Below are 21,720 nucleotides of genomic sequence, written 5' to 3'. Positions count from 1 at the left end.
AGCAGGATCGGCGCGCCGGACATGTTGCCGTTGAGCTTGGCGAAGGCGATCACCGAGCCGGTGAAGGTGATGGCGCCGATGGCCACACCCAGCGACATCTCGACCAGCGATTGCGGCTCGATCTCACCGCCATGGCTGATGCCGAAGGCGGCGGGGGCATAGAGCGCGCCGGCGGCCACGAACACCGCGGCCAGGCCGACGCCCGAATGGAAGGCGGCCACCAATTGGGGCATCGCCGTCATCGCCACGCGCCGGGCCACCACCGCGCCGAGCCCGCCGCCGACGGCAAGGCCTGCGACCACCAGCAGCCAGCCCGACACGCCCGAGGGCGGCGACACCGCCAGCGTGGTCAGCACCGCCAGGCCCATGCCGATCATGCCGAAGCGGTTGCCCTGGCGCGAGGAGGTCGGCGAGGACAGTCCGCGCAGCGCCAGGATGAACAGCACGCCGGCGACGAGATAGAGGAACTGGGTGAGATTCACGGACATGGAGGCTTCCTCACTGGCCGGCGCCGGCGGCCGGTTTGGCCTCGGCCTTCCTGGTCTTGTCCTTGTTGGTCTTATCCTTGGGCTTGTACATGGCCAGCATGCGCTCGGTGACCAGGAAGCCGCCGAAGATGTTGATGGAGGCCAGCACCAGGGCCAGGAAGCCGAAGCCGCGGGCCCACCACGGCCCGCTCTCGTCCCCGGCCAGGGCGACGCCGACCGACAGCAGGGCGCCGACCACGATCACCGAGGAGATGGCGTTGGTCACCGACATCAGCGGGGTGTGCAAGGCGGGGGTGACCGACCACACCACGTAATAGCCCACGAAGATGGCGAGCACGAAGATGGCGAAGCGGAAGACGAAGGGATCGATCGCCCCGCCGGTGGCGGCATGGGCGACACCCCCCAGCGTGGCGGCGAGCTGGTCGGCATAGTCCTGGGCGTTTCTGGCAGCCTCGCCGGCGGCCCGAGCCGCAGCCTGGGCCTTGTCGAGAAGCTCTTGGGGCGTTTCGGCCATGTCGGTCTTCCTCGATGGGGTGGATCTGATGGGAGCGGGTCTTCGGACCCGCCTCTGATGGGATGCACTCAATTCCAGGCGGCCCCCGCGCCATCTCTCGATGGAGCTGGAGACCCACCCGCCAAAGATCCGTCAGGCCGGCTGCGGCTGGAAGGCGGGATGCACCACCGCCCCGTCCTTGGTGAGGAGCGTGGCCTTGACCAGTTCGTCCTCCCAATTGGGCGCCAGCACCTTGTCCTTCTTGTCGACCAGCGTCTCCACGAAGGCGAGGAGGTTGCGGGCATAGAACGAGGAGGCGGAGGCGGCCAGGCGCCCGGGCACGTTGAGATGGCCGATGATCTTGACCCCGCCTGGCGTGACCACGACCTCGCCGGGGCGGGCGCCCTCGACATTGCCGCCGCGCTCGACCGCCAGGTCCACCAGCACCGAGCCCGGCTTGAGGCTGTCGACCATCGCGGCCGAGACCAGGCGCGGGGCGGGCCGGCCGGGGATCAAAGCGGTGGTGATGACGATGTCCTGCTTCTTGATGTGCTCGGCCACCAGGACGGCCTGCTTGGCCTGGTATTCGGCCGACATCGGCTTGGCATAGCCGGCCGATGTCTCGGCCTCGCGGAACTCCTCGTCCTCGACGGCGACGAATTTGGCGCCGAGCGAGGCGACCTGCTCCTTGGCGGCGGGACGCACGTCGGTGGCGGTGACCACCGCGCCCAGGCGCCGTGCCGTGGCGATGGCCTGCAGGCCGGCGACGCCCGCCCCCATCACGAAGACCTTGGCGGCGGGCACGGTGCCGGCGGCGGTCATCATCATCGGAAAGGCCCGGCCGAACTCGGCGCTGGCATCGATCACCGCCCGGTAGCCGGCGAGATTGGCCTGGGAGGACAACACGTCCATCACCTGCGCCCGGGTGATGCGCGGCATCAGCTCCATGGCGAAGGCCGACACGCCCGCCTGCGCCAAAGCGGCCAGCGCCTCGTGCTGGCCATGGGGATCCATGATGCCCAGCACCAGCGCGCCGCTGCGATAGGCGCCGAGCTCGTCCGCCCGCGGGCGGCGCACCTTCAAGACAACAGCCGCCCCGTCCAGCGCCTCCTGATTGGAACCGGCGACCATGGCGCCGGCCTGGGCGTAATCCTCGTCCGTGAAACCGGACGCCAGGCCCGCGCCGCTCGCGACCCGAACCGTCGCTCCAAGCCCGATCAGCTTCCTGACCGTGTCGGGCGTCCCGCCGACACGGGGCTCGCCGGGTTCAACTTCTGCCGGGACAGCTATGCCGATCATGATCGCTCCTCGCACAGGGCTGCAGGGATATGCAGAGAGGTCGCTCCGGTCTACGCCGGGATCGTTCACCGAGACATTTCGATTAAGAAAACGCGTCAAACAAAGGGCTGGAAGGAAAGGGCGATTGGAAGAAATCGCTTTGCTCGAGGGGCGCAGCAACAGAGGCTCCGGCCCTTATGGGACGGCCTCAAATCCGGCTATGCCCCTTCGGCGGCAGCCGCTTCAGTGGGAGAGAAGCAGCAGAATCAGCAGTCCCAGGACCAATACGAGGGCGCCAGGTTTCCAGCTCCAGCTCTTTACCGCTATGCCGAACACGGTGGCGATGGTCGACAGGATCGCGATGACGGAGCAGATGCCCCAGCGGCCGCTGGTGCCGCCGATGGCCAGCGCGACCACGATGCCCAGAGTCCAGGCCATTCCGATCGTGGAAAAACGCAGGAACCCCTCATAGGTGTTCTTGTGATCAGAAAAGTCGTGCGCGGTCATCGTGTCGTGATGTGCTTCGGCCATTTTCATCCCCAGAATTGGATAAAGGGCCTTTAACCCGAAGAGCCGCTTTATGCAATGCGGCGATTTGGTGGCGGGCCCCGGCCCGAGATCGAGCCGGCATCAATACCAGGCGTCGGGCATGGCGGCCTTGCGCTCGGCCACGAAAGCCTCCAAAGCCTCGCGCTTGTCCGCGTCGAGCGGCGGCGTTTCATAGGCCTCCAGCATCGCCTTCCATTTGCGATTGGCGCGCTGCACGATGTCGTGGCTGCCCTCTTCGCTCCACTGCTCGAAGGAATTATTGTCCGAGAGCGGGAAGTCGTAGAAGGCGGTCTCGTAATTGCGCATGGTATGGGCACTGCCGAGGAAATGCTTGCCCGGCCCGACCTCGATAAAGCCGTCGAGGGCAAGGGCATTCTCGTCGACGGGCATGCCCTGGGCGAAGGTATGGAAGGCGCCGAGCTGGTCGGCGTCGATCACGAATTTCTCGTAGGACATCGCCAGGGCGCCTTCGGCCCAGCCGGCCGCATGGAGGATGAAATGGGCGCCGGCCAGGAAGGCCGGCCACATCGAATTGGCGCTCTCATAGGCCGCCTGGGCGTCGGGAATTTTCGAGGCGCACAGATTGCCGCCGCAGCGCAGCGGCACGCCGAGCCGGCGCGCCAGCGCACCGATGCCGAGATAGCCGAGCGCCGGCTCCGGCGTGCCGAAAGTGGGGGCGCCGGATTTCAGCGACATCGAGGAAAGGAAATTGCCGAGAATGGCCGGCGCACCCGGGCGTTCGAGCTGGGTGAGGGCCACGCACATCATGGCTTCGGCAAAGCACTGCGCCAGCGCCCCCGCCGTGGTCACCGGCCCCATGGCGCCCCCGAGGATGAAGGGCACGCACACCGCTGCCTGGTTGGCCCTGGCATAGGTGCGGATGACGCGCGAGGCCTCCCCGTCCAGCACCAAAGGCGAGTTGGTGTTGACGTTGCCGAGGATCACGCAATTGGCGTCGACGAAGTCCGGCCCGAACAGCACGCGGCACATCTCGATGGAATCGGCGGCGCGCGGCGCCGTGGTGACCGAGCCCATGAACGCCTTGTCCGACAGGGTCATATGGGCCAGCACCATGTCGAGATGCCGCTTGTTGACGGGCAGGTCGACCGGCTCGCATACCGTGCCGCCGGAATGGTGCAGCCAGGGCGTCAGATAGGCCAGACGGACGAAATTGCTGAAATCCTCCAGCGTGCCGTAACGCCGGCCGCGATCGGCATCGGAAACGAAAGGCGAGCCATAGGCCGGCGAAAACACCGTATTGGCCCCGCCGATCACCACCGAGCGCTCGGGATTGCGGGCATGCTGCACGAAACTCGCCGGACAGGTCGCCTGGATAATCGAACGGATCAGGCCGCGCGGCGGGCGAATGCGCCAGCCATCGGTCTCGGCGCCGGCCTTGCGGAAGAGGTCGACGGCTTCCTGATCGCCGCGGATCTCGAAGCCGACTTCCTCGAGGATGCGGTCGGCATGCTCCTCGATGCGGACAAGGGCCTCCTCCGACAGGATCTCGTAGGGCGGGATCCGGCGGGTGATATAGGCAGGCGCCGCCGGCCCGCTGCGCGGCCCGCGCCGGCCGGAACGGGCCCGCCTCGTCTCGGTGGTTGCATCCGCCGCCATCGCGCCACTCCCTGGTTGGTCAGGGCGATGCTAGCGGGATGGGGAGAGGTCAAAGACTGAAACCGGACATTCTCTGTCCCGGGAGCGACAATTTCTGGTTGCTCAATGCACCGGTGAGATGATGGTGACGGAATGATCGAGCGAAAGCCGCCGGATGGCGAGTTCGGCCGCCATGACATTGTCGAGCCCGGTCAAGGTCGTCTCGGCTTCGTCGCCCTTCGCCTCATGGCGGACTTCCAGCGTGCCGAAGCCGCGCTCGACGCTCTTGCGCTCGACCCCCAGAATAGCCCTGCCGGAAAGCGCCTCCTCGACGCCGCTGCGGATCGAGATCAGCAGGAGGCGCCGGTCGGTGATCAACACCACCCGGTCCTTGGCGCGCCGATAGGCGGCCCAGGGCGCGCAAACGAGATAGAGCCCGAACAGGAAGGCCGGCACGGCCAGCAGACTGAACAGGGCCGGCAGGATCAACGAACCTCCATTGTGGACGGCCTGCCAGACGGCGGTGAGACAGGCCCAGGCGATCGGCAGGCTGAGGACGGCGAGCAGTACCCCGGCCCCGAGTGTGGGCACGGCGTTGCGCGCTGCCTCGCGCGGGTCCGGCGCGGTGACATAGACGATCGGCTCGGCAGGCGCCAATGCCTTCACGGCCGCGCGCCGCGCCGCCTCGCTCAGTCTCAACAAGCCAGACATGGTTCCTTCCGGTCCAATTTATCTATCACCCAATTTGCTCGGCATCCTATTAGCTTGTCACTTGGGCCGTCTGGCCATAAAAGACCGGGCAACAGTGCCCCATCTCACACGGTTTGAACACAATGGACAAGTTCACCACGCTCACCGGCGTCGCTGCGCCGCTGGAAATCATGAACGTAGACACGGACATGATCATCCCCAAGCAATATCTCAAGACCATCAAGCGCACGGGCCTCGGCGCCGGGCTGTTTTCCGAGATGCGCTTCAACGATGACGGCAGCGAGAATCCGGACTTCGTGCTGAACAAGCCCGCCTATCGCCACGCCAAGATCCTGGTCGCCGGCGATAATTTCGGCTGCGGCTCCTCGCGTGAGCATGCGCCCTGGGCCCTGCTCGATTTCGGCATCCGCTGCGTGATCTCCACCTCCTTCGCAGACATCTTCTACAACAACTGCTTCAACAACGGCATCCTGCCGATCGTCGTCTCCGAGTCCGATCTCGAAAAATTGTTCGACGACGCCCGGCGCGGCGCCAACGCCACGCTGACGGTGGATCTCGAAGCCCAGGAAATCCGTGGCCCGGACGGCGGCAGCGTCAAGTTCGACATCGATCCGGCCCGCAAGAACAAGCTGCTGAAGGGCCTCGACGATATCGGCGTGACCATGGAGAAGACCCCCTCCATCGCGTCCTTCGAGCAGAAGACGGCCACGTCACGGCCCTGGATCTGAGCGCACCGCAGACGGCCGGGCAAGTGCCCGCGATGATACTTCGAATGTGCGTCCCGCTCGATAGCGAGACGCGCCAGCAACTTTCTGTGGCATCGCGAACTCTTGCCGATTACCAGGGGTGACGTTGGGAAACCACCTCTGGGGCAGGAATTCTGAACGCCCTTATTGTACCGGATAATGAAGAATTAACGATGATCAGCTTGTAGTATGCACGCGATTCGCATGCTCATTCTGATTCCCGGTTTGGAAGGTCTGTGATGCCTCAACTGTCCCGCCGCCTCTTCGTGCTCGGCGCTCCCCTCCTTTTGGCCGGCTGCGCCTCGTCGAAGCGGCTTTCCGCGGACTCGATCTTCGACGGCTGGGGCGGCAGCGACTACGACTACGGCGAAATCTATGCGGGCTTCGAGGACAACGGCAATCCGGTCCCGGCGATCGATCTGAGGCGGATCGATGGCGCCTTCCTGCGCCGCGAGGTTTCCGATCCGACCGGCGAGGCGCCCGGCACCATCGTGGTCGATCCGGCCAATCACTACCTTTACCACGTCCATGACGGCGGCAACGCCACGCGCTATGGCGTCGGTGTCGGCCGCGAAGGCTTCGGCTGGAACGGCCGGGCCACGATCAAGCGCAAGGCGGTGTGGCCGCGCTGGACCCCGCCCTCCGACATGGTGAAGCGCGACAGCGAAGCGGCCAAATGGGCAGGCGGCATGCCCGGCGGCCCCGGCAATCCGCTGGGCGCCCGCGCGATGTACCTGTTCCAGGGGGACCGCGACACGCTCTACCGCCTGCACGGCACCATCGACCCCTCCTCGATCGGCAAGTCGATGTCGTCGGGCTGCATCCGCCTGCTCAACCAGGACATCATCCACCTCTACAACAACACGCCCGTCGGCACGCGGGTTGTGGTGCTGGGCAATGGCGGCGATATCGCTGACGGCAGCTACGACGATCAGGAAGCGACGATGTGATGTCGGCGTCCTGCGAACGCCAGAGGCCGTCGAGTATAATGTCGAGTATAGCGCTTGCAGGACGGCCCCGGAGTCGCCGCAGCCGCGCCATCATCAGTCGATCCGCTGGTTGATCGGCGTTACAGCCTCCACGTGACGAAATTTTCATACGCAACCCTCTTGCGCATGGACCATCGCAGACCCGATTTTCAGGCCATGACGAACGGGTTCCTTCCGATGCATTACGCGCGCACTGCCTTGCTCCTCGCCGGCATGACGGCCCTGTTCATGGTGATCGGGCTGATGCTGGGCGGCAAGGGCGGCATGATGATCGCTCTTCTGGTGGCCATCGGCACCAATCTGTTCGCCTATTGGCGCTCGGGCGACATGGTGCTGTCGATGTACGGAGCCCGCGAAGTCAGCCCCACCAGCGAGCCGGGGCTCTACAAGCTCACGGCGGAGCTTGTCCGCAATGCCGGCCTGCCCATGCCCAGGCTCTATCTGATCGACGACCCGCAGCCCAATGCCTTCGCCACCGGGCGCGATCCAGCCAATGCCGCCGTCGCCATCAATACCGGTCTGCTGCATTCGCTGTCACGCGAGGAGGTCGCGGGCGTGATCGCCCATGAGCTTGCCCATATCAAGCATCGCGACACCCTCTTGATGACCGTCACGGCCACCCTGGCCGGCGCCATTTCGATGGTGGCCAATTTCGGCATGTTCTTCTCCGGCAATCGCGAGCGCAACTCACTCGGCCCGATCGGCAGCATCCTGCTCGCCGTGCTGGCGCCGCTCGCCGCCATGGTGGTGCAGATGGCGATCTCGCGTTCACGCGAATATGAGGCGGACCGCCTGGGCGCCGAGATCAGCGGCAACCCGCTGGCGCTCGCCTCCGCCCTGGCGCGCATCCAGAATGCCGCCCACGCCATTCCCAACGAGCAGGCCGAGGCCCATCCCGCCACGGCGCATATGTTCATCATCAATCCGCTGTCGGGCCGGCCGATGGACAATCTGTTCTCGACCCATCCCGACACCCAGAGCCGCATCGCGGCGCTGGAGGACCTGGCCCGCCGCATGGGCGCGAGCCGGCAGCCGCCGCGCCAGGGCGGTTTCGTCGAGGGTGTCAACCTCGACGATCTCGGTCCGCGCGGCCCGCAAAGGCCGAAAGGTCCCTGGGGCTGATACCAGCGGCCGCGATGTTTGATTCACACGTCATTGCGAGCGCAGCGAAGCAATCCAGGAGCCAAGGCCACCGCGTCGATGAGACGTGGATTGCTTCGCTGCGCTCGCAATGACGGTGCTCGGTCGATCAAGCATCAATACCGTTGGTATGAGCCGGTTCATTGGATTTGGCATAGCGCTCGGCAAGGGCGCTCCGCAAACGCTTCGCCCGATCTCAGGCGAGCGTCTTGACCCAATAGGCGACCGCCGGATCCTCGGGCCAGGTCGCGGCGAGAGCCTGGAACAGGTCTCGCGCTTCGGCCGGGGCGGAAGCCATCCTCTCGAAGGCCGCCATATAGGCCTGGCGGCGCTCGGGTGTGGCATCATCCGGCCAGGGACTGAAGACGGCCGTCTGCGCCGTCCGGCCGCGCAGCACGACATTGCCCAGCGGCCGCAACCGCTCCGGCTCGCCGATGGCGGCGGCCGCACGCGCACCGAGGCAGATCGTGGTGCCGAACTGCTTGTTGAGAGCTTCCAGGCGCGCCGCCGAATTCACCGCGTCGCCATGGGCGGTATAGTCGAGATGACCGAGACCGCCGACATCGCCCACGATCACCGGCCCGGTGTCGAGGCCGATGCGGGTTCGCCCGAATCCGAGGCGCCTTGCATCCTCGCGCTGACGGAATTCCGTGGTGAAGCGGCCGATCTCGATGGCGCAGTCGAGCGCTGCCCTGGCATGCCCCTCCACCGTCAGCGGCGCATTGAACAGGCCATGCACGGCGTCGCCGACGATCTTGTCGACCATGCCGCCATGACGGATGACGATGGCGCAGACCCCGTCGAAATAGGCATCGAGCGCGCCCACCAGCGTGCGCGGCTCGGCATTCTCGGACATGGTGGTGAAGCCCTCGATATCCGAGAACAGCGCGGTTACCTCGCGCAGCTCACCCTCGATCTTCAGCTCTTCCGGCGCGGCGGTCAGGCGGCGGACGATCTCGGGCGAGAGATAGCGCCCGAACTTGCGCTCGATCGCGCCGCGCAGTTTGCGGGTGTGGGCGAACATCACCACCAGGGCCGAGTTGGCGGCGGCAATGGCCGGGATCAGCGGGCCGGCGGGGTCGATCAAAACCCGCGTGCCGGCGAACAGGCCGGCGCTGAAGCCGAGCCAGCCCAGCATCAGCACCGCCAGCACCGAGCTTGCCGCCAGAGGGCCGAGCCACAGCGCAGCCGCCAGCGCCACGAGGCCGAGGGCGGAGGCGGCAAGAGGCTCGATCACGCGCGGGCTGTGGATGCGCTGCGGGATATCGCCCGACCGCAGGCCCTCGATCGCCTCGGCCTGGACCTGTACCGTTGGCGTGAGAGGTCCCGCGGCGGTCGGAAGCAGGGCGCCCGCTTCCGGCGCACTGGCGCCGATCAACACGATGCGGCCGGCAAAACGCTGGGCCGGTATCTTGTCGTCCAGCACGTCGGCGGCGGAAACCGTGCGGGCACGCCAGGTCGAGGGAGCGGCAAGATGAAGCCGTACCGAAGCCCCCTCGCGCAGCGGAACGCGTGCGTCTCCCACCGAAGCGGACGTTCCATCGGGATCAAGCAGGAAGGCGGAGGCATGCTGCGCGCTTCGGAAGACCTCCATCGCAAAGCCCGCATAAATCTCGCTGCCGCCCCGTACGAAGACCGGCGCGTGGCGTACCTTCGTGCCCGTGACCGGGGAAAGCGACAAGGCGCCGACCGCGACCGCCCCATCCACCAGCACCTCCGAGGGAGCAACCACGCCGGCCGCCTTCTGCGACAGGTCCTGCTGCGGCGCCGGAATGATCGGAGGCGGAAAGGGCAAGGCATCCTTGCCGGCCTCGTCGGGCAACAGGCCAAGCACGACATCCGAACGGGAAATCGCCTCGGCAAGCTGCTTGTTCTCATCGGGCAGGCTGTCTGCAACGGTCGACAACTCCGTCCGGCCGGTCGATTTGGCGTAGGCTCTCAGCATCGGCGCTGGCGAGCGCCGGTCCGGGCCATCCAGCAGGATATCGACGCCGATGACCTGTGCCTGCGCGTCCTGCAGCTTGGTCACCAGATCGGTCAGCCCCCCGCCCCGCCGCCACGGCCATCCCCCTTTGGCGGCCAGGCTGGGCCTGTCGATGTCAACCACCACCACCCCGTCCGGCAGGCGCTTGGGCGGGACCACGCTCTCCAGAAAGTCGAAGGCTTCCTCGCGCAGCGTATTGGCGGCCCCACCGGGATTGTAGACGAGAAAGCAAAGACCGAGGATGAAGGCCGCCAGGCCGGTGGCTATCGCGGGCTTGAAGGCAGGATCAGCCACGCGCCGCGTCCTGGCGGGCGCCGGCATGCGCCTCGCCGGGGACCGTTTCCGCCTGGGCCAGTTGGGTGAGCGCCGCGACATGGCAATGCACGATGGCGCCGCGACGTTCGATCGCACCCCGCTCCTCGAAGGCGGCGAGCAGCCGGTTGACCTTGGGCCGGCTGGCGCCGACGAAGCTGGCGATGGCGCTTTGCGAGATGGTCAGCGGCGCACTGCGGGCTCCGTCGGCGCGGGTGCGCCCATACCGCTTGACATGCCAGAGCAGGAAGCGCGCCAGCCGGGCCTCGAGCGGATAGAGTGCGATCGATTCGAGCTGGTCGGTGGTGTCGCGCAGCCGGGCGCACAGCACCTGCAGGATCGGCATCTGCAGCGCCGGGCGGGTGGCGAGCAGCCGCACGAAGGAAGCCTGTGCGATGAAACCGGCGACAACCGGCCCCACCGCAGTGGCATCCGCGGTACGCCGGCCGCTGTCGAGCACCGCGATCTCGCCGATCACGTCGCCGGGGCCCGCTTCACGCAGGATCAGTTCGCGTCCCTCGACGGAAACGATGGAAAGGCGGATGGTGCCCTGCAGCACGATCAGCATGCCTTCGCCCGGCGCCCCCCGCGAGAAGATCGATTCGCCATCGCGAAAACGTTGCTCGACGGCAAGGTTCGCGACCGCATCGATGTCTTCCGGGCTGGCGCCGGCAAACAGATCGAGGCGGGCAATGGCAGTGCGAAGCGGGACGGACATTGACGCAACTATTCCAGTCTGAGGCAGAATTATGTCGGGTATAATGGCGATGTCAGGCCCGCTCGGCAAATCCGACTGCATTGCCTTCTCATAATACCGCCGAGACCTCCACTGCAATGTCCTGATGACAGCCCGGGCAATCTTTGCCACTTTGCCGCCATGTCCGTCTCCGCCGATGCTCCCTCTTCGCTGCCGCGCCTGCTCCTGCGGGCGGGAAGCCGGCTGGCGGACGTCATCCTGCCGCCGCGCTGCCTGAGCTGCCGGGAGACCACCGCCAGCCACGCCAATCTGTGCGTGGCCTGCTGGCAGCAATTGTCCCTGATCGAGCGTCCTTATTGCGAAAAACTGGGCATTCCCTTCGTCTACGATCATGGCGAGGGCATGGTCTCGGCACAGGCGATCGCCGATCCGCCCGCCTATGGCCGGGCGAGGGCCGCGGCCCGCTATGAAGGCGCCGCCATCGAGCTGGTGCATCGGCTCAAATATGGTGACCGGGTCGAGATCGCCCCCTTCATGGGCAGGCTGATGGCCCAGGCCGGGCAGGACCTGCTCGCTGGCGCCGACATGCTGGTGCCCATACCGCTGCACCGGCTGCGCCTCTGGCGGCGGCGCTTCAACCAAGCCGCCTTGCTGGCCCGCGAGATCAGCGGCCGCAGCGGTGTCGCCTATCAGCCGCTGCTGCTCGGCCGCTCCAGGCGCACGGCGCATCAGGTCGGCCTCAGCCGCAAGGAACGCGCCCGCAACGTGCAGGGCGCCTTCACCGTCTCGCCGGGCGCCCGGCCGGCTATCAAGGACAAGCGCATCGTGCTGGTCGACGATGTGCTGACCTCGGGCGCCACGGGCGAGGCTGCGGCGCGCGCCCTGCTGCGGGCCGGCGCAGCCAATGTCGACATGCTGGTGTTCGCCCGGGTGGCGACGCCGATCGAGTAACCGAACGGGACTGCCCACCTTGGATCCGATACCGCAACCGCCTCCTCTCGCCTGGCCCGACAGCCGCGAGACCCTGCAGAGTTCCCTGACCGAGGCCGGCCTCGCTCCGGCGAGCGTCGCCCGGCTCGCCGAGCAGGCCCGCCCGGCGCTCGTGCTGGAGACCACGCCTTGCGAGGAAAGCCGGATTCCGCTCGGTGCCAGCAAGATCGGCGGCCTGCCCGACCTGCCCGATGCAATGGCCTGGCCGGAACGCCCCCCCTATGGCGATGCTGCCGAACGCGCCCAGAACCATCTCGGTGAAGCGGATCGCCTGGCCAGCGAAGCTACGCGGCCGGGCTCATGGCTGACGCCCGAGCACGCCCGGGAGGCCAGCCGCGAGCAGAGCGAGCTTGCCGCGGCGGTCTCTTCCGCCTTTCCTCTGGCCTTCGTCGCCCAACTTGATCTTGCCTCGCTGTCGCGGACCCCGGGCTTTCCCGCCGCATTGCCGCATCAGGGCCGCCTGCTGCTTTTCTGCGACTATTGGGCAAAGCCGAAACCCTACGATCCGCATGCCGCGACCGGGCTGCGCCTGGTCTGGGACAAGACACCGGTGGAGCGCCTGGAGCGCAAGGCTGAACCCGCCGCCCTGGCGCAGGAGCGCTGGAGCAGCCGCTTCAAGCCGGCGGCCGTGGTGGCGCGCCCGGTCGTCACTGCCATCCCGCCGAGCGACAGAGGCTTCGACGCCTTCCCGCATGGCGAGGAGGCATCCACCTTCTGGGATGAGGACAGCGAGGAGATCCGCTACGAGACCTGGCTCGGCCGCTACGGCACGCCGGATGGCAGGGGGGGCGCCAATCACCAGCTCGGCGGCTGGCCGCGCCCGCTGCAGAACGGCATGCAGGCCCAGGCCCAACTGGCCTCGCACGGTATTTTCTGCGGCACCGGCGAGGCCTATGCCACAACCGAGGCCCGCCGGCTGCTGCGCACGGCGGATCGCTGGCGCCTGCTGCTGCAGATCGGGCGGGACGACGCCCTCGGCCTGCTGCCCTCGGGCGCGCTCTACATCCTCATGCGCGAGCACGACATGCGCATCCGCGCCTTCGACCGGGCCTGGATGGTCTTCCAGAAGCCGTGAGCGGACGCCCTGCGCCCCCGGGACACCCCTTCTTGTCGGCCTGCGGCAACTGCCTATAATACCGATTGATTTTGGTTCTTCGCCTTCCCATCTGTGGGCAAGGTCGTTTGTGGATGGAATGAACGCAATGCCGCCCGTCGTCGTGTATTCGAAATCCTGGTGCCCCTATTGCAAGGCGGCCAAGGCGCTGCTCACCCGCAAGGGAATCCCCTTCGAGGAGATCGACGTCGACGGCAAGCCCGACTTGCAGGAAGCCATGAGTCTGCGCGCCAACGGGCGGCGCACGGTGCCGCAGATCTTCATCGGGGACACCCATGTCGGCGGCAGCGACGATCTTCATGATCTCGAAGCGGCCGGCGGCCTCGACAAGCTTCTCGCCGCCTAGGCCAGCCAGGGAGACGGATCCATGCGTTTCAAAGCCGCCGTTCTGCAGATGCGCTCGGGCCTGGTGCCATCCGCCAATGTCGCCACCGTCGCCGCCGCCGCCCGCGAGGCCAAGGCTGCCGGGGCCGAGTACCTGCAGACGCCCGAGATGACCACCGTGGTCAATCGCGACCGGGCCGCCATGATGGCCGTCATCGGCGACGAGCAGTCCAATCCCGAACTCGATGCCTTCCGTTCCATCGCGCGCGACAACGGCCTGCATCTTCATATCGGTTCCATGGCCGTGCGTGTCGGCGACAAGGCTGCCAACCGCGCCTTCGTCATCGATCCCAAGGGAGAGGTGCTCGCCTCCTACGACAAGATCCACCTGTTCGACGTCGATCTTGCCGGCGGCGAATCCTGGCGCGAATCCAATGCCTATGTCGGCGGCGGCGAGGCCGTGACGGTCGACCTGCCCTTCGGGCGGCTCGGCCTGGCCATCTGCTACGACGTGCGCTTTCCCCAGCTCTTCCGGGCCTATGGCGACGCCAGCGCCGATGTGATCAGCGCGCCGGCCTGCTTCACCAAGCAGACGGGCGAAGCCCATTGGCATGTGCTGCAGCGCGCCCGCGCCATCGAGAACGGCGCCTGGATGATTTCGGCCGCCCAGGTCGGCCATCACGACGACGGCCGCGACACCTACGGCCATTCCGTCATCGTCGATCCCTGGGGCCGGGTGGTTGCCGATGCCGGCGATACGCTCGGGCTGATCTATGGTGAGGTCGATGTGCACGCCGTGGCGGCGACGCGCGGCAAGGTCCCCAATCTCAAGAATGCGCGCTCGTTCACGATGAAGACGGAACCTGCGCTGAGGGCTGCAGAGTGATTCGCTTTTCTCTCGTCTGCGACCGGGGGCACGAGTTCGAGAGCTGGTTTCGCGACAGTGCCGCCTATGACGACCAGGCCGAGCGCGGCTTGCTGAGCTGCGCCCATTGCGGTTCCACCAAGGTCGGCAAGGCCATCATGGCGCCGCAGGTGGCACGCACAGATCGCCAACGTGGCGATCGGGACCGCGAAAGCGGGAGCCCCGACGCCAAAATTCGCGAAAACCTGCCGGCCTTGCCGCAGCCGGTGGCCCTGACCTCGCCGGACGAACAGGCCTTGCGCGCCAAGGTGCGCGAACTGCATGCCATGCTGACGGCGAAATCCGACTATGTCGGCGACAAATTCGCCGCCGAGGCCCGCAAGATGCATGAGGGCGAGATCGAGCGCCGCACCATTCATGGCGAGGCGACGGGCGAGGACGTCCGCAGCCTCATCGAGGACGGCATCGACATTCTTCCCCTGCCCATGCTGCCGGACGATCGGAACTAGCACTGGGGGGTCTTCCGACCAGCCTGGCTCAAAACTCACAACGGAACCGAGAAAAGCACCACCGTTGTCATGCCCGGGTTTGTCCCGAGCATCCAGCTGCCGCAATCCATGGAGATTGTGGCCCCTGGATCACCGGGGCAAGCCCGGTGATGACAAAGGTCGAGGTTCCCGTGACTTTTCGGCCAGGCTCTTCAGACCAGCCTGCAAGGGCAGCGCCTGCCGATAGCCCCGGCGTGTCCGAAGACCCGCGCCCAATCCCGACTTTCCTATCTGGTCGCTTGGCTCTACAGTCCGCCAAAAAGGGAGGTCGATTGCGCATCCTGCTGGTCGAGGACGCCGAGGATCTGGGCGATGCCATGGTGGCCAGGCTGCGCAGCTCCGGCCATGCCGTGGAGTGGCTGCGCGATGGCGCGCTCGCCTCAGAGCGCCTGCGCGAGGACACCTTCGACGCCGTGGTGCTCGACGTGATGCTGCCGGGCCGCGACGGCTTCGCCATCCTGTCCGATCTGCGCCGTGCCGGCCACGGCACGCCGGTGCTGGTGGTCACCGCCCGCTCGGAGGTGGACGACAAGATCAGCCTGCTCGACCTCGGCGCCGACGACTATCTGGTCAAGCCCTTCGACCTACGCGAATTCGAGGCGAGGCTGCGCGCCGTGATGCGCCGGCCGGCCGGCATGCGGGCCAGCACCATCGAGGTCGAGGCCCTGACGATCGACCTCGCGGCACGCACGGTCGCCATCCGGGGCAAGCCCATCGATTGCGGCCGGCGCGAGTTCCGCCTGCTTGAAATTCTCGTTGCCAAGCTCGGTCAGGTGGCGCCGAAGGAACGGCTGATGGACCAGGTGTTCAGCCTGGATGACGAGGTCTCCGTAAACGCCCTGGAACTGCTGGTCTCTCGGCTGCGCCGAAAACTGCAGGGTGCCGGCATCGAGATCGTGACGATGCGCGGCTCGGGCTACATGGCGCGGCGGCATGACGGCGCCTGATCCCACCGCACCGGCAACCGTCCCGTTTGCATCCGCCGGGCGCGCCACCGCCTCGATCCGCCGCCGCGTGCTGGCCGCCGCCCTGCTGGTGCTCGCCCTCGCCGCCCTCGCCTTCATCGCCTTCATTCATTCCTATGCCCGCCGCGCCGCCGACCAGGCCTATGACCGCCTGCTCACCGCCTCCGCGCTCACCATTGCCGGGGCCGTGCTGGTCGAGGAAGGGCGCGTCACCGTCGAACTCCCTTATGCGGCCCTGGCGATGCTCGGTTCGGGGGGCGATCGCATCTATTACCAGGTCGAGGCACCCGACGGCGCCCTGGTCACCGGCTATGGCGATCTCGCCGAGGAATTGCCGGCGGTGCGCTCCGCCGAAACCGTCTTCGCCGATTCAAGCTTTCACGGGGAAGCCGTGCGCGTCGCCAGCATCGGCCGTCTGATTTCGGCCAGCAATGCAGCCGGCTGGGTCACCATCCGCGTCGCCGAGACGCGCGGCGCACGCACCGCCCTCGCTTCCGAGATCGTTTCGCGGGCGGTGCTGCCGCTGATCGGCATCCTCCTGCTCGCCTTGGCGCTGGTCTGGTTCGGCGTGCAGCGGGCCTTCGCGCCGCTCACCACGGTGGAGGCGGCGTTGCGCGATCGTGCGCCGCAGGACCTGTCACCCCTCGCCGCGCCGGTTCCCGCCGAGGTCAGCCAGCTCGTGGCCGCCCTCAACGACTTCATGCGCCGCCTCGCCAGCGTGATGAATGCCCTGTCGGGCGTGGTCGCCGATGCGGCCCATCAGGTACGCACGCCTCTCGCTTCCCTGCGCGCCCAGGCCGAAGTGGCGCTGGACGAGCGCGACTACCAGGCGCTGCACGAGCGGGTGACCAAGATCCACCGCAACGCCGTGCATGCCAGCGAACTGGTGAGCCAGCTCCTGATGGAGGCGACACTGACCCACCGGCTCGAGAGCCGCGAATCCGCCCTCATCCCCATCGCCGACCTTGTCGAGGACGTCACCCGCCGCTTCGACCCGGACGAAGCGCGGCGTCTTGCCGTGACGATCCTCCCCGCCCTGGCCGGCGCCTGCCTCAAGGGCGACCGCCTGGCCCTGCAGGAGATGCTGCGCAACCTCGCGGGCAACGCCCTGCTCTATGCCCCCGGGAGCGCGGTGGAGATCATGGCCGGGAGGACGGCGGAGGGACGCCTACTCATCAGGATATGCGACCGCGGCCCCGGCATTCCCGAGGCGGAGAAGGAAACCGTGCTCCAGCGCTTTCAGCGCGGGCATGCCGGTGCCGGCACCGTTGGTTCGGGGCTCGGCCTGCCGATCGCCCGGACCGTGGCACAGGCCCATGGCGGCAGCCTGTCGCTGCACGACCGGCCGGGCGGCGGGCTGGAGGTCCGGCTCGAACTGCCGCTGGCGCCGGAGCAGGCGAAAGGGCGCGCCGGTTCCAGGCGCGGCGCGGTCGCCCCTGCCCTCGCCGCCCTCGCCATCGCCGCGGGCCTGACGATCGGCTCCCCCTTGGACGGCACGGCCCAGGCTGGTTCCAGACTCTATCCGGCGCCGGTGCCCGGCGGACCGACCCTCTCGATCCTCGGCACCACCGACACCCCGCAATTCGAGTTGCTGATCCAGGATTTTCAGGAACTGCGCCCCGACGTCAGCGTCACCTACGAGGAGACCGATACGCTGCCGCTCTACCAGCGCACGCAGGAGAACCAGCTCGACACGGATGTCGATCTCCTGGTCTCCTCGGCAGCCGATTTGCAGGTCAAGCTCGCCAATGACGGCCATGCCCTCGCCCATGCCTCGCCTTTGCTGCCGGTCCTTCCGGCCTGGGCGAGCTGGCGCTCGGAGATCTTCGGCTTCACCTTCGAGCCGATCGTCATCGTCTACAACCGCACGCTGGTGCCGGACGCGCAAGCCCCGCATTCGCACCTCGCCCTCACCGAGCTCCTGGAGAAGGAGACCGACCGCTTTCGCGGCAAGGTGGCGACCTACGATATCGGCAAGAGCGGGGTCGGCCACCTCCTGGCGGCGCAGGACGCGCAGATCTCCTCGAATTTCTGGCGCCTGACCCGCGCTCTCGGCCGGGCCGACGTGCGTCTCTCCGGCTCCAGCCCCGCCATCCTGGAGGGCATCGCCTCCGGCTCGCTGGCGCTGGGCTACAATGTGCTGGGTTCCTACGCCTATGCCCGTCAGCGGCTCGACAAGCGCATCGGCATCGTCATTCCCGATGATTACGCCCTCATCCTCACTCGCGTGATGCTGGTGCCGCGCTGGGCCAACCAGCCCGATCTCGGCCGCGCCTTCATCGATTATGCCCTCTCCCCCCGAGGCCAGGCGGTGGTGGCGGGCCAGGCGGCGCTGGGTTCGATCGTACCGGGCACGCCGGGCGGCTGGACGGCCGAACGCATCAGCGCCGCGTCGCGCGGCGTGCTGCAGCCGATCACGCTCGGCCCGGCCCTGCTGGTGGCGCTCGACCAGGAACGCAAGGCCCGCTTCCTGGCGACCTGGCGCCAGCTCGTCACCGACGGCTCGCGCTGACAGGTCGCTGACAGGTATAGTTGCTATCGTTGCCGGCAACCGGACCTTGCAAGGTTCGGAACAAGACGTAGGGTGCGGGGGAAACGGCTGCTCATGAGGCAGCTCCAGGTGCATGTCCCTTCCTCCTTTCCCTACCCACACGATCGCAAGCGTTCGGCCGTGAACGCTTTGCTCAGGGAGGAAATGATGAAGAAACTCTTGCTTGCCTGCGCCACCGCCGGCGCCCTGGCTCTTTCCAGCTTCGCGGCTCTCGCTCAGACGGCGAGCTACGACATCATGGCTCCAGCCGCGCCCGGCGGCGGCTGGGATCAGACCGCCCGCACCATGCAGACGGCGCTGCGCACCGAAAAGATCGCCCGCAACGTGCAGGTCAACAACGTTGCCGGCGCCGGCGGCACCATCGGCCTCGCCCAGTTCGTCAACCAGTCCAAGGGCAACCCCTCCGCGCTGATCGTCGGCGGCTACGTCATGGTCGGCGCCATCCTCACCAACAATTCCGCCGTCAGCCTCGCCGACGTCACGCCGATCGCCCGCCTCACCGGCGAGAGCGAGGCCATCGTGGTGCCGGCCTCCTCGCCGATCAAGACGCTCGGCGACCTTGTCGAAGCCCTCAAGAAGGATCCCGGCGCGGTCTCCTGGGCCGGCGGCTCGGCCGGCGGCACCGACCACATCACCGCGGGCCTGTTCGCCAAGGCCGTGGGCGTCGATCCCTCCAAGATCAACTATGTCGCCTTTGCCGGCGGCGGCGAGGCCGTCGCTGCCGTGCTCAGCGAGCAGGTGACGGCCGGCATTTCCGGCTATGGCGAATTCGAGAGCCAGATCAAGGGCGGCGCGTTGCGCCTCCTCGCCGTCTCCGGCGCCAAGCGCATCGAAGGCGTCGATGCCCCCACCTTCAAGGAAGCCGGCGTCGACGTTGCCCTGGAAAATTGGCGCATGGTCGCCGCCGCGCCCGGCATCACGCCCGAGCAGAAGGCCGCCATCACCGCCGACATCGAGAAGATGGTGAAGTCGAAGACCTGGCAGGACACGCTCAAGACCCGCGGCTGGACCGACACCTATCTCTCCGGTGATGCCTTCGACACCGCCCTCAAGGCCGACATCGCTGCCACCGGTACGGTGCTCAAAGACATCGGCCTGGTGAAATGAGCAGCGCCGAGAGCAAGACGGAGCCCGGGCGAGCGCCCGGCTCCACAGTCGCCGGGCTGGTGATCGCCGCCGCCCTGGCCATCCTCGCGGTGGTCATCGGCACCGATGCATCCATGCTCAACACCAAGGTCGCCAGCGACCCACTCGGACCGGCCGCCTTCTCCTATGCCATCGCGGCGGGCCTGCTCGTCCTCGCCGTCGCCACGGTATTGTCCGCCCTGCGCGGCAAGACGCCGGCGCCGGAGGAGAAGCAGGACGCCGGGGCGATCGCCTGGGTGATCGCCGGCCTGCTGGCGCAGATCGGGCTGATCGCCGTCAATGCCGGCTTCTCGCTCGCCAGTGGCCTGCTGTTCGGCTTCGCCGCCCGCGGTTTCGGCAAGCCGCTCTGGCTCGGCTGCTTGGTCGGCGTGGTGCTCTCCTTCCTGGTCTGGCTGGCTTTCGCCCAGCTCCTGCAATTGTCGCTGCCGCAGGGGCCGCTGGAACATGCCGTCACCACGCTGCTGAGCGATTAGGGCCTTGGTCGGCCGCAATCGCGCATCCTTTGATTCTTGTCGAACTCCGGATCGGCGGCACCTCGCCGGCAGGGGATGAGCAAGTCCCTATCGGCTTTTCTGAACAACGCTATAGGACCCTTCGATGCAGACATTCGGTCATCTGGTCGACGGATTGGCGGTTGCGCTGCAACCGTACAACCTCCTCTGCGCCTTCATCGGCGTCACGCTGGGCACACTGATCGGCGTATTGCCCGGCATCGGCCCGGCGCTGACCATCGCCTTGCTCCTGCCGGTGACCTTCCAGCTCGACCCGTCGGGCACCGGCGCCCTGATCATGTTCGCCGGCATCTATTACGGCGGCATGTATGGCGGCTCGACCACCTCGATCCTGCTCAACACGCCGGGCGAGAGTTCCTCGATGGTCACCGCCGTCGAGGGCAACAAGATGGCGAAGGCCGGACGGGGTGGCCCCGCCTTGGCGACGGCCGCCATCGGCTCCTTCGTCGCCGGCCTGCTGGCCACGCTGGCCCTGGCCTTCATCGCCCCCTGGGTAGTCAAGTTCGCGCTGTCGCTGAAGTTCATCGACAAATTCGCCCTGATGGTGCTGGCCTTCGTCACCGTATCGGCCGCTTTCGGCAATTCGGCCCTGCGCGGCCTGACCGCTCTGTTCATCGGCCTCGCCATCGGCCTGATCGGCAAGGATATCGTCAGCGGCCAGAACGGGCGCCTGACCCTGGGCATCACCGATCTGCGCGGCGGCGTCGAAGTCACCATCCTCGCGGTCGCCTTGTTCGCCATCGGCGAAGCCCTCGCCGTGGCCGCGACCCACAAGCTCAACACGGGCACGGTGGAGGCGATCAAGGGCTCCATCTGGATGGGCCGCGAGGATTGGCGGCGCTCCTGGAAACCCTGGCTGCGTGGCACACTGTTCGGCTTTCCGATCGGCGCCATGCCGGCGGGCGGGGCCGAGATCGGCACCTTCCTGTCCTATGCCGCCGAAAAGCGCCTCGCCGAAAAGCCCGAGGAATTCGGCCATGGCGCCATCGAGGGCGTAGCCGGGCCGGAAGCCGCCAACAACGCCTCGGCCGCCGGCACGCTGGTGCCGCTGCTCACCCTCGGCCTGCCCACCTCGGCGACCGCGGCCGTGATGCTCGCCGGCTTCCAGCAATTCGGCCTTCAGCCGGGAGCCCAGCTCTTCACCTCCAATCCCCAGCTGGTCTGGGGCCTGATCGCCAGCCTGCTGGTCGCCAATTTCATGCTGCTGGCGCTGAACCTGCCGCTGGTCGGCCTGTGGGTGAAGCTGCTCACCATCCCGCGCCCGTGGCTCTATGCGGGCATCCTCTTGTTCGCCACGCTGGGCACGCTCGCCTCCAACCCCTCGCCGGCCCAGCTCGCCATGCTCCTCGCCTTCGGTCTGATGGGTTATGGCCTCAGGCTCTATGACTATCCGATCGCCCCCGTGGTGGTGGGGCTGATTCTGGGCCCGCTCGCCGAGGAGCAGCTGCGCAAGGCGCTGCAGCTGCATCAGGGTTTCTTCAGCTCGCCGCCGGCCGTGGTCCTGTTCTCCATCGCCGCCCTCGCCATCGTCGTGCCGGCCTATATGCGCTGGCGCGGCCGCAGCAAGGTGCTGACCCAGCTCGCTGCCTCCGAGGATTGAAGCCAGGTTCCGGCAGCCATGCCGGAACATTACTTTTCTTTCATCTCGACTTGCAGTACACCTCCCGCACCAGGCCGGGCCCCTCTGGCAGTTCCCGAAGCGTCGAGCTCCGGCAACTGTGA

General features: G+C 67.2%; 21 protein-coding genes. 13 read left to right on the top strand and 8 right to left on the bottom strand.

The genetic code is table 11. The features are described 5' to 3' along the window. The 6 genes from C5L14_RS07055 to C5L14_RS07030 all read right to left on the bottom strand — a co-directional run. Positions 1–488, bottom strand: a 488-nt coding sequence (locus tag C5L14_RS07055) for an NAD(P)(+) transhydrogenase (Re/Si-specific) subunit beta (protein ID WP_181161059.1), incomplete at its 3' end; no start/stop codon positions are given. A gap of 10 nt (positions 489–498) precedes the next feature. Then, positions 499–1,002: an NAD(P) transhydrogenase subunit alpha gene (locus C5L14_RS07050; protein WP_105861302.1), complete on the bottom strand. Its 504-nt coding sequence runs from the start codon at positions 1,000–1,002 to the stop codon at positions 499–501. A 132-nt stretch (positions 1,003–1,134) separates the two neighbouring features. Then, the gene (locus C5L14_RS07045) at positions 1,135–2,277 is read right to left on the bottom strand and encodes a Re/Si-specific NAD(P)(+) transhydrogenase subunit alpha (protein ID WP_105861360.1); all 1,143 of its coding nucleotides are present in this window, start codon (positions 2,275–2,277) and stop codon (positions 1,135–1,137) included. A gap of 225 nt (positions 2,278–2,502) precedes the next feature. Next, complete coding sequence (locus C5L14_RS07040) at positions 2,503–2,790, bottom strand: aa3-type cytochrome c oxidase subunit IV (RefSeq protein WP_181161058.1); 288 nt, start codon at positions 2,788–2,790, stop codon at positions 2,503–2,505. Between the two features lie 99 nt (positions 2,791–2,889). Then, on the bottom strand, positions 2,890–4,425 hold the full coding sequence (locus C5L14_RS07035; protein WP_105861300.1) for a trimethylamine methyltransferase family protein: 1,536 nt from the start codon (positions 4,423–4,425) through the stop codon (positions 2,890–2,892). 102 nt (positions 4,426–4,527) lie between these two features. Then, positions 4,528–5,115: a hypothetical protein gene (locus C5L14_RS07030; RefSeq protein ID WP_105861299.1), complete on the bottom strand. Its 588-nt coding sequence runs from the start codon at positions 5,113–5,115 to the stop codon at positions 4,528–4,530. A 122-nt stretch (positions 5,116–5,237) separates the two neighbouring features. On the opposite strand from C5L14_RS07030, the gene leuD reads away from it, so the two are divergent. From leuD to htpX, 3 genes are all read left to right on the top strand, one after another. Next, on the top strand, positions 5,238–5,843 hold the full coding sequence (gene leuD, locus C5L14_RS07025) for a 3-isopropylmalate dehydratase small subunit (RefSeq protein WP_105861298.1): 606 nt from the start codon (positions 5,238–5,240) through the stop codon (positions 5,841–5,843). A gap of 257 nt (positions 5,844–6,100) precedes the next feature. Continuing rightward, on the top strand, positions 6,101–6,811 hold the full coding sequence (locus C5L14_RS07020) for a L,D-transpeptidase (RefSeq protein ID WP_105861297.1): 711 nt from the start codon (positions 6,101–6,103) through the stop codon (positions 6,809–6,811). Positions 6,812–7,027: 216 nt separating this feature from the next. Continuing rightward, entirely contained in the window at positions 7,028–7,972 is a 945-nt protein-coding gene (htpX, locus tag C5L14_RS07015; RefSeq protein ID WP_105861359.1) for a zinc metalloprotease HtpX, read from the top strand. Positions 7,973–8,186: 214 nt separating this feature from the next. On the opposite strand, the gene C5L14_RS07010 is transcribed toward htpX, so the two are convergent. Both C5L14_RS07010 and C5L14_RS07005 read right to left on the bottom strand, forming a co-directional pair. Then, positions 8,187–10,268, bottom strand: a complete 2,082-nt coding sequence (locus C5L14_RS07010; protein ID WP_181161057.1) for a CHASE2 domain-containing protein — start codon at positions 10,266–10,268, stop codon at positions 8,187–8,189. After that, entirely contained in the window at positions 10,261–11,004 is a 744-nt protein-coding gene (locus C5L14_RS07005; protein WP_181161056.1) for a Crp/Fnr family transcriptional regulator, read from the bottom strand. The genes C5L14_RS07010 and C5L14_RS07005 overlap by 8 nt, the downstream gene beginning before the upstream one ends. A 159-nt stretch (positions 11,005–11,163) precedes the next feature. On the opposite strand from C5L14_RS07005, the gene C5L14_RS07000 reads away from it, so the two are divergent. From C5L14_RS07000 to C5L14_RS06955, 10 genes are all read left to right on the top strand, one after another. After that, positions 11,164–11,934 carry a ComF family protein gene (locus tag C5L14_RS07000; RefSeq protein WP_105861294.1) on the top strand — a complete coding sequence of 257 codons (771 nt, stop codon included), beginning with the start codon at positions 11,164–11,166 and terminating at the stop codon, positions 11,932–11,934. Positions 11,935–11,953: 19 nt separating this feature from the next. Further along, positions 11,954–13,048, top strand: coding sequence for a DUF1963 domain-containing protein (locus C5L14_RS06995; RefSeq protein ID WP_181161055.1), 1,095 nt, complete (start codon positions 11,954–11,956; stop codon positions 13,046–13,048). Between the two features lie 127 nt (positions 13,049–13,175). After that, complete coding sequence (gene grxC, locus C5L14_RS06990; protein ID WP_105861292.1) at positions 13,176–13,433, top strand: glutaredoxin 3; 258 nt, start codon at positions 13,176–13,178, stop codon at positions 13,431–13,433. Between the two features lie 21 nt (positions 13,434–13,454). Next, entirely contained in the window at positions 13,455–14,297 is an 843-nt protein-coding gene (locus tag C5L14_RS06985) for a carbon-nitrogen hydrolase family protein (protein ID WP_105861291.1), read from the top strand. Continuing rightward, positions 14,294–14,785 carry a DUF1178 family protein gene (locus C5L14_RS06980; RefSeq protein ID WP_105861290.1) on the top strand — a complete coding sequence of 164 codons (492 nt, stop codon included), beginning with the start codon at positions 14,294–14,296 and terminating at the stop codon, positions 14,783–14,785. The genes C5L14_RS06985 and C5L14_RS06980 overlap by 4 nt, the downstream gene beginning before the upstream one ends. Before the next feature lie 311 nt (positions 14,786–15,096). Further along, positions 15,097–15,771, top strand: coding sequence for a response regulator transcription factor (locus C5L14_RS06975; RefSeq protein ID WP_105861289.1), 675 nt, complete (start codon positions 15,097–15,099; stop codon positions 15,769–15,771). After that, positions 15,758–18,301 (top strand): sensor histidine kinase, encoded by a 2,544-nt coding sequence (locus C5L14_RS06970; RefSeq protein WP_105861288.1) that lies wholly within the window; start codon positions 15,758–15,760, stop codon positions 18,299–18,301. The genes C5L14_RS06975 and C5L14_RS06970 overlap by 14 nt, the downstream gene beginning before the upstream one ends. Positions 18,302–18,487: 186 nt before the next feature. Then, a complete protein-coding gene (locus C5L14_RS06965; protein ID WP_105861358.1) occupies positions 18,488–19,447 on the top strand; it encodes a Bug family tripartite tricarboxylate transporter substrate binding protein in 960 nt (319 codons plus the stop codon). Further along, positions 19,444–19,959 (top strand): tripartite tricarboxylate transporter TctB family protein, encoded by a 516-nt coding sequence (locus tag C5L14_RS06960; protein WP_105861287.1) that lies wholly within the window; start codon positions 19,444–19,446, stop codon positions 19,957–19,959. Before C5L14_RS06965 ends, C5L14_RS06960 begins: the two co-directional genes overlap by 4 nt. Positions 19,960–20,083: 124 nt before the next feature. Beyond that, positions 20,084–21,598 (top strand): tripartite tricarboxylate transporter permease, encoded by a 1,515-nt coding sequence (locus C5L14_RS06955; protein WP_105861286.1) that lies wholly within the window; start codon positions 20,084–20,086, stop codon positions 21,596–21,598. The last annotated feature ends 122 nt before the right edge of the window (positions 21,599–21,720 follow it).

Origin of the sequence: Labrys okinawensis, from assembly GCF_002982075.1 — a bacterium.
In the GTDB taxonomy this organism is placed as follows: domain Bacteria; phylum Pseudomonadota; class Alphaproteobacteria; order Rhizobiales; family Labraceae; genus Labrys; species Labrys okinawensis_A.
This window is presented reverse-complemented; position numbering and strand designations above follow the sequence as displayed.

Excerpts from the sequence above, each read along its gene's own strand:
- htpX (WP_105861359.1), top strand. The coding sequence starts at position 7,028 with ATGCATTACGCGCGCACTGCCTTGCTCCTCGCCGGCATGACGGCCCTG.
- C5L14_RS06955 (WP_105861286.1), top strand. The coding sequence starts at position 20,084 with ATGCAGACATTCGGTCATCTGGTCGACGGATTGGCGGTTGCGCTGCAA.
- C5L14_RS06960 (WP_105861287.1), top strand. The coding sequence starts at position 19,444 with ATGAGCAGCGCCGAGAGCAAGACGGAGCCCGGGCGAGCGCCCGGCTCC.
- C5L14_RS06965 (WP_105861358.1), top strand. The coding sequence starts at position 18,488 with ATGAAGAAACTCTTGCTTGCCTGCGCCACCGCCGGCGCCCTGGCTCTT.
- C5L14_RS06985 (WP_105861291.1), top strand. The coding sequence starts at position 13,455 with ATGCGTTTCAAAGCCGCCGTTCTGCAGATGCGCTCGGGCCTGGTGCCA.
- C5L14_RS07005 (WP_181161056.1), bottom strand. The coding sequence starts at position 11,004 with ATGTCCGTCCCGCTTCGCACTGCCATTGCCCGCCTCGATCTGTTTGCC.
- leuD (WP_105861298.1), top strand. The coding sequence starts at position 5,238 with ATGGACAAGTTCACCACGCTCACCGGCGTCGCTGCGCCGCTGGAAATC.
- C5L14_RS06970 (WP_105861288.1), top strand. The coding sequence starts at position 15,758 with ATGACGGCGCCTGATCCCACCGCACCGGCAACCGTCCCGTTTGCATCC.
- C5L14_RS07030 (WP_105861299.1), bottom strand. The coding sequence starts at position 5,115 with ATGTCTGGCTTGTTGAGACTGAGCGAGGCGGCGCGGCGCGCGGCCGTG.
- C5L14_RS07040 (WP_181161058.1), bottom strand. The coding sequence starts at position 2,790 with ATGGCCGAAGCACATCACGACACGATGACCGCGCACGACTTTTCTGAT.
- C5L14_RS07050 (WP_105861302.1), bottom strand. The coding sequence starts at position 1,002 with ATGGCCGAAACGCCCCAAGAGCTTCTCGACAAGGCCCAGGCTGCGGCT.
- grxC (WP_105861292.1), top strand. The coding sequence starts at position 13,176 with ATGCCGCCCGTCGTCGTGTATTCGAAATCCTGGTGCCCCTATTGCAAG.
- C5L14_RS07020 (WP_105861297.1), top strand. The coding sequence starts at position 6,101 with ATGCCTCAACTGTCCCGCCGCCTCTTCGTGCTCGGCGCTCCCCTCCTT.
- C5L14_RS07035 (WP_105861300.1), bottom strand. The coding sequence starts at position 4,425 with ATGGCGGCGGATGCAACCACCGAGACGAGGCGGGCCCGTTCCGGCCGG.
- C5L14_RS07000 (WP_105861294.1), top strand. The coding sequence starts at position 11,164 with ATGTCCGTCTCCGCCGATGCTCCCTCTTCGCTGCCGCGCCTGCTCCTG.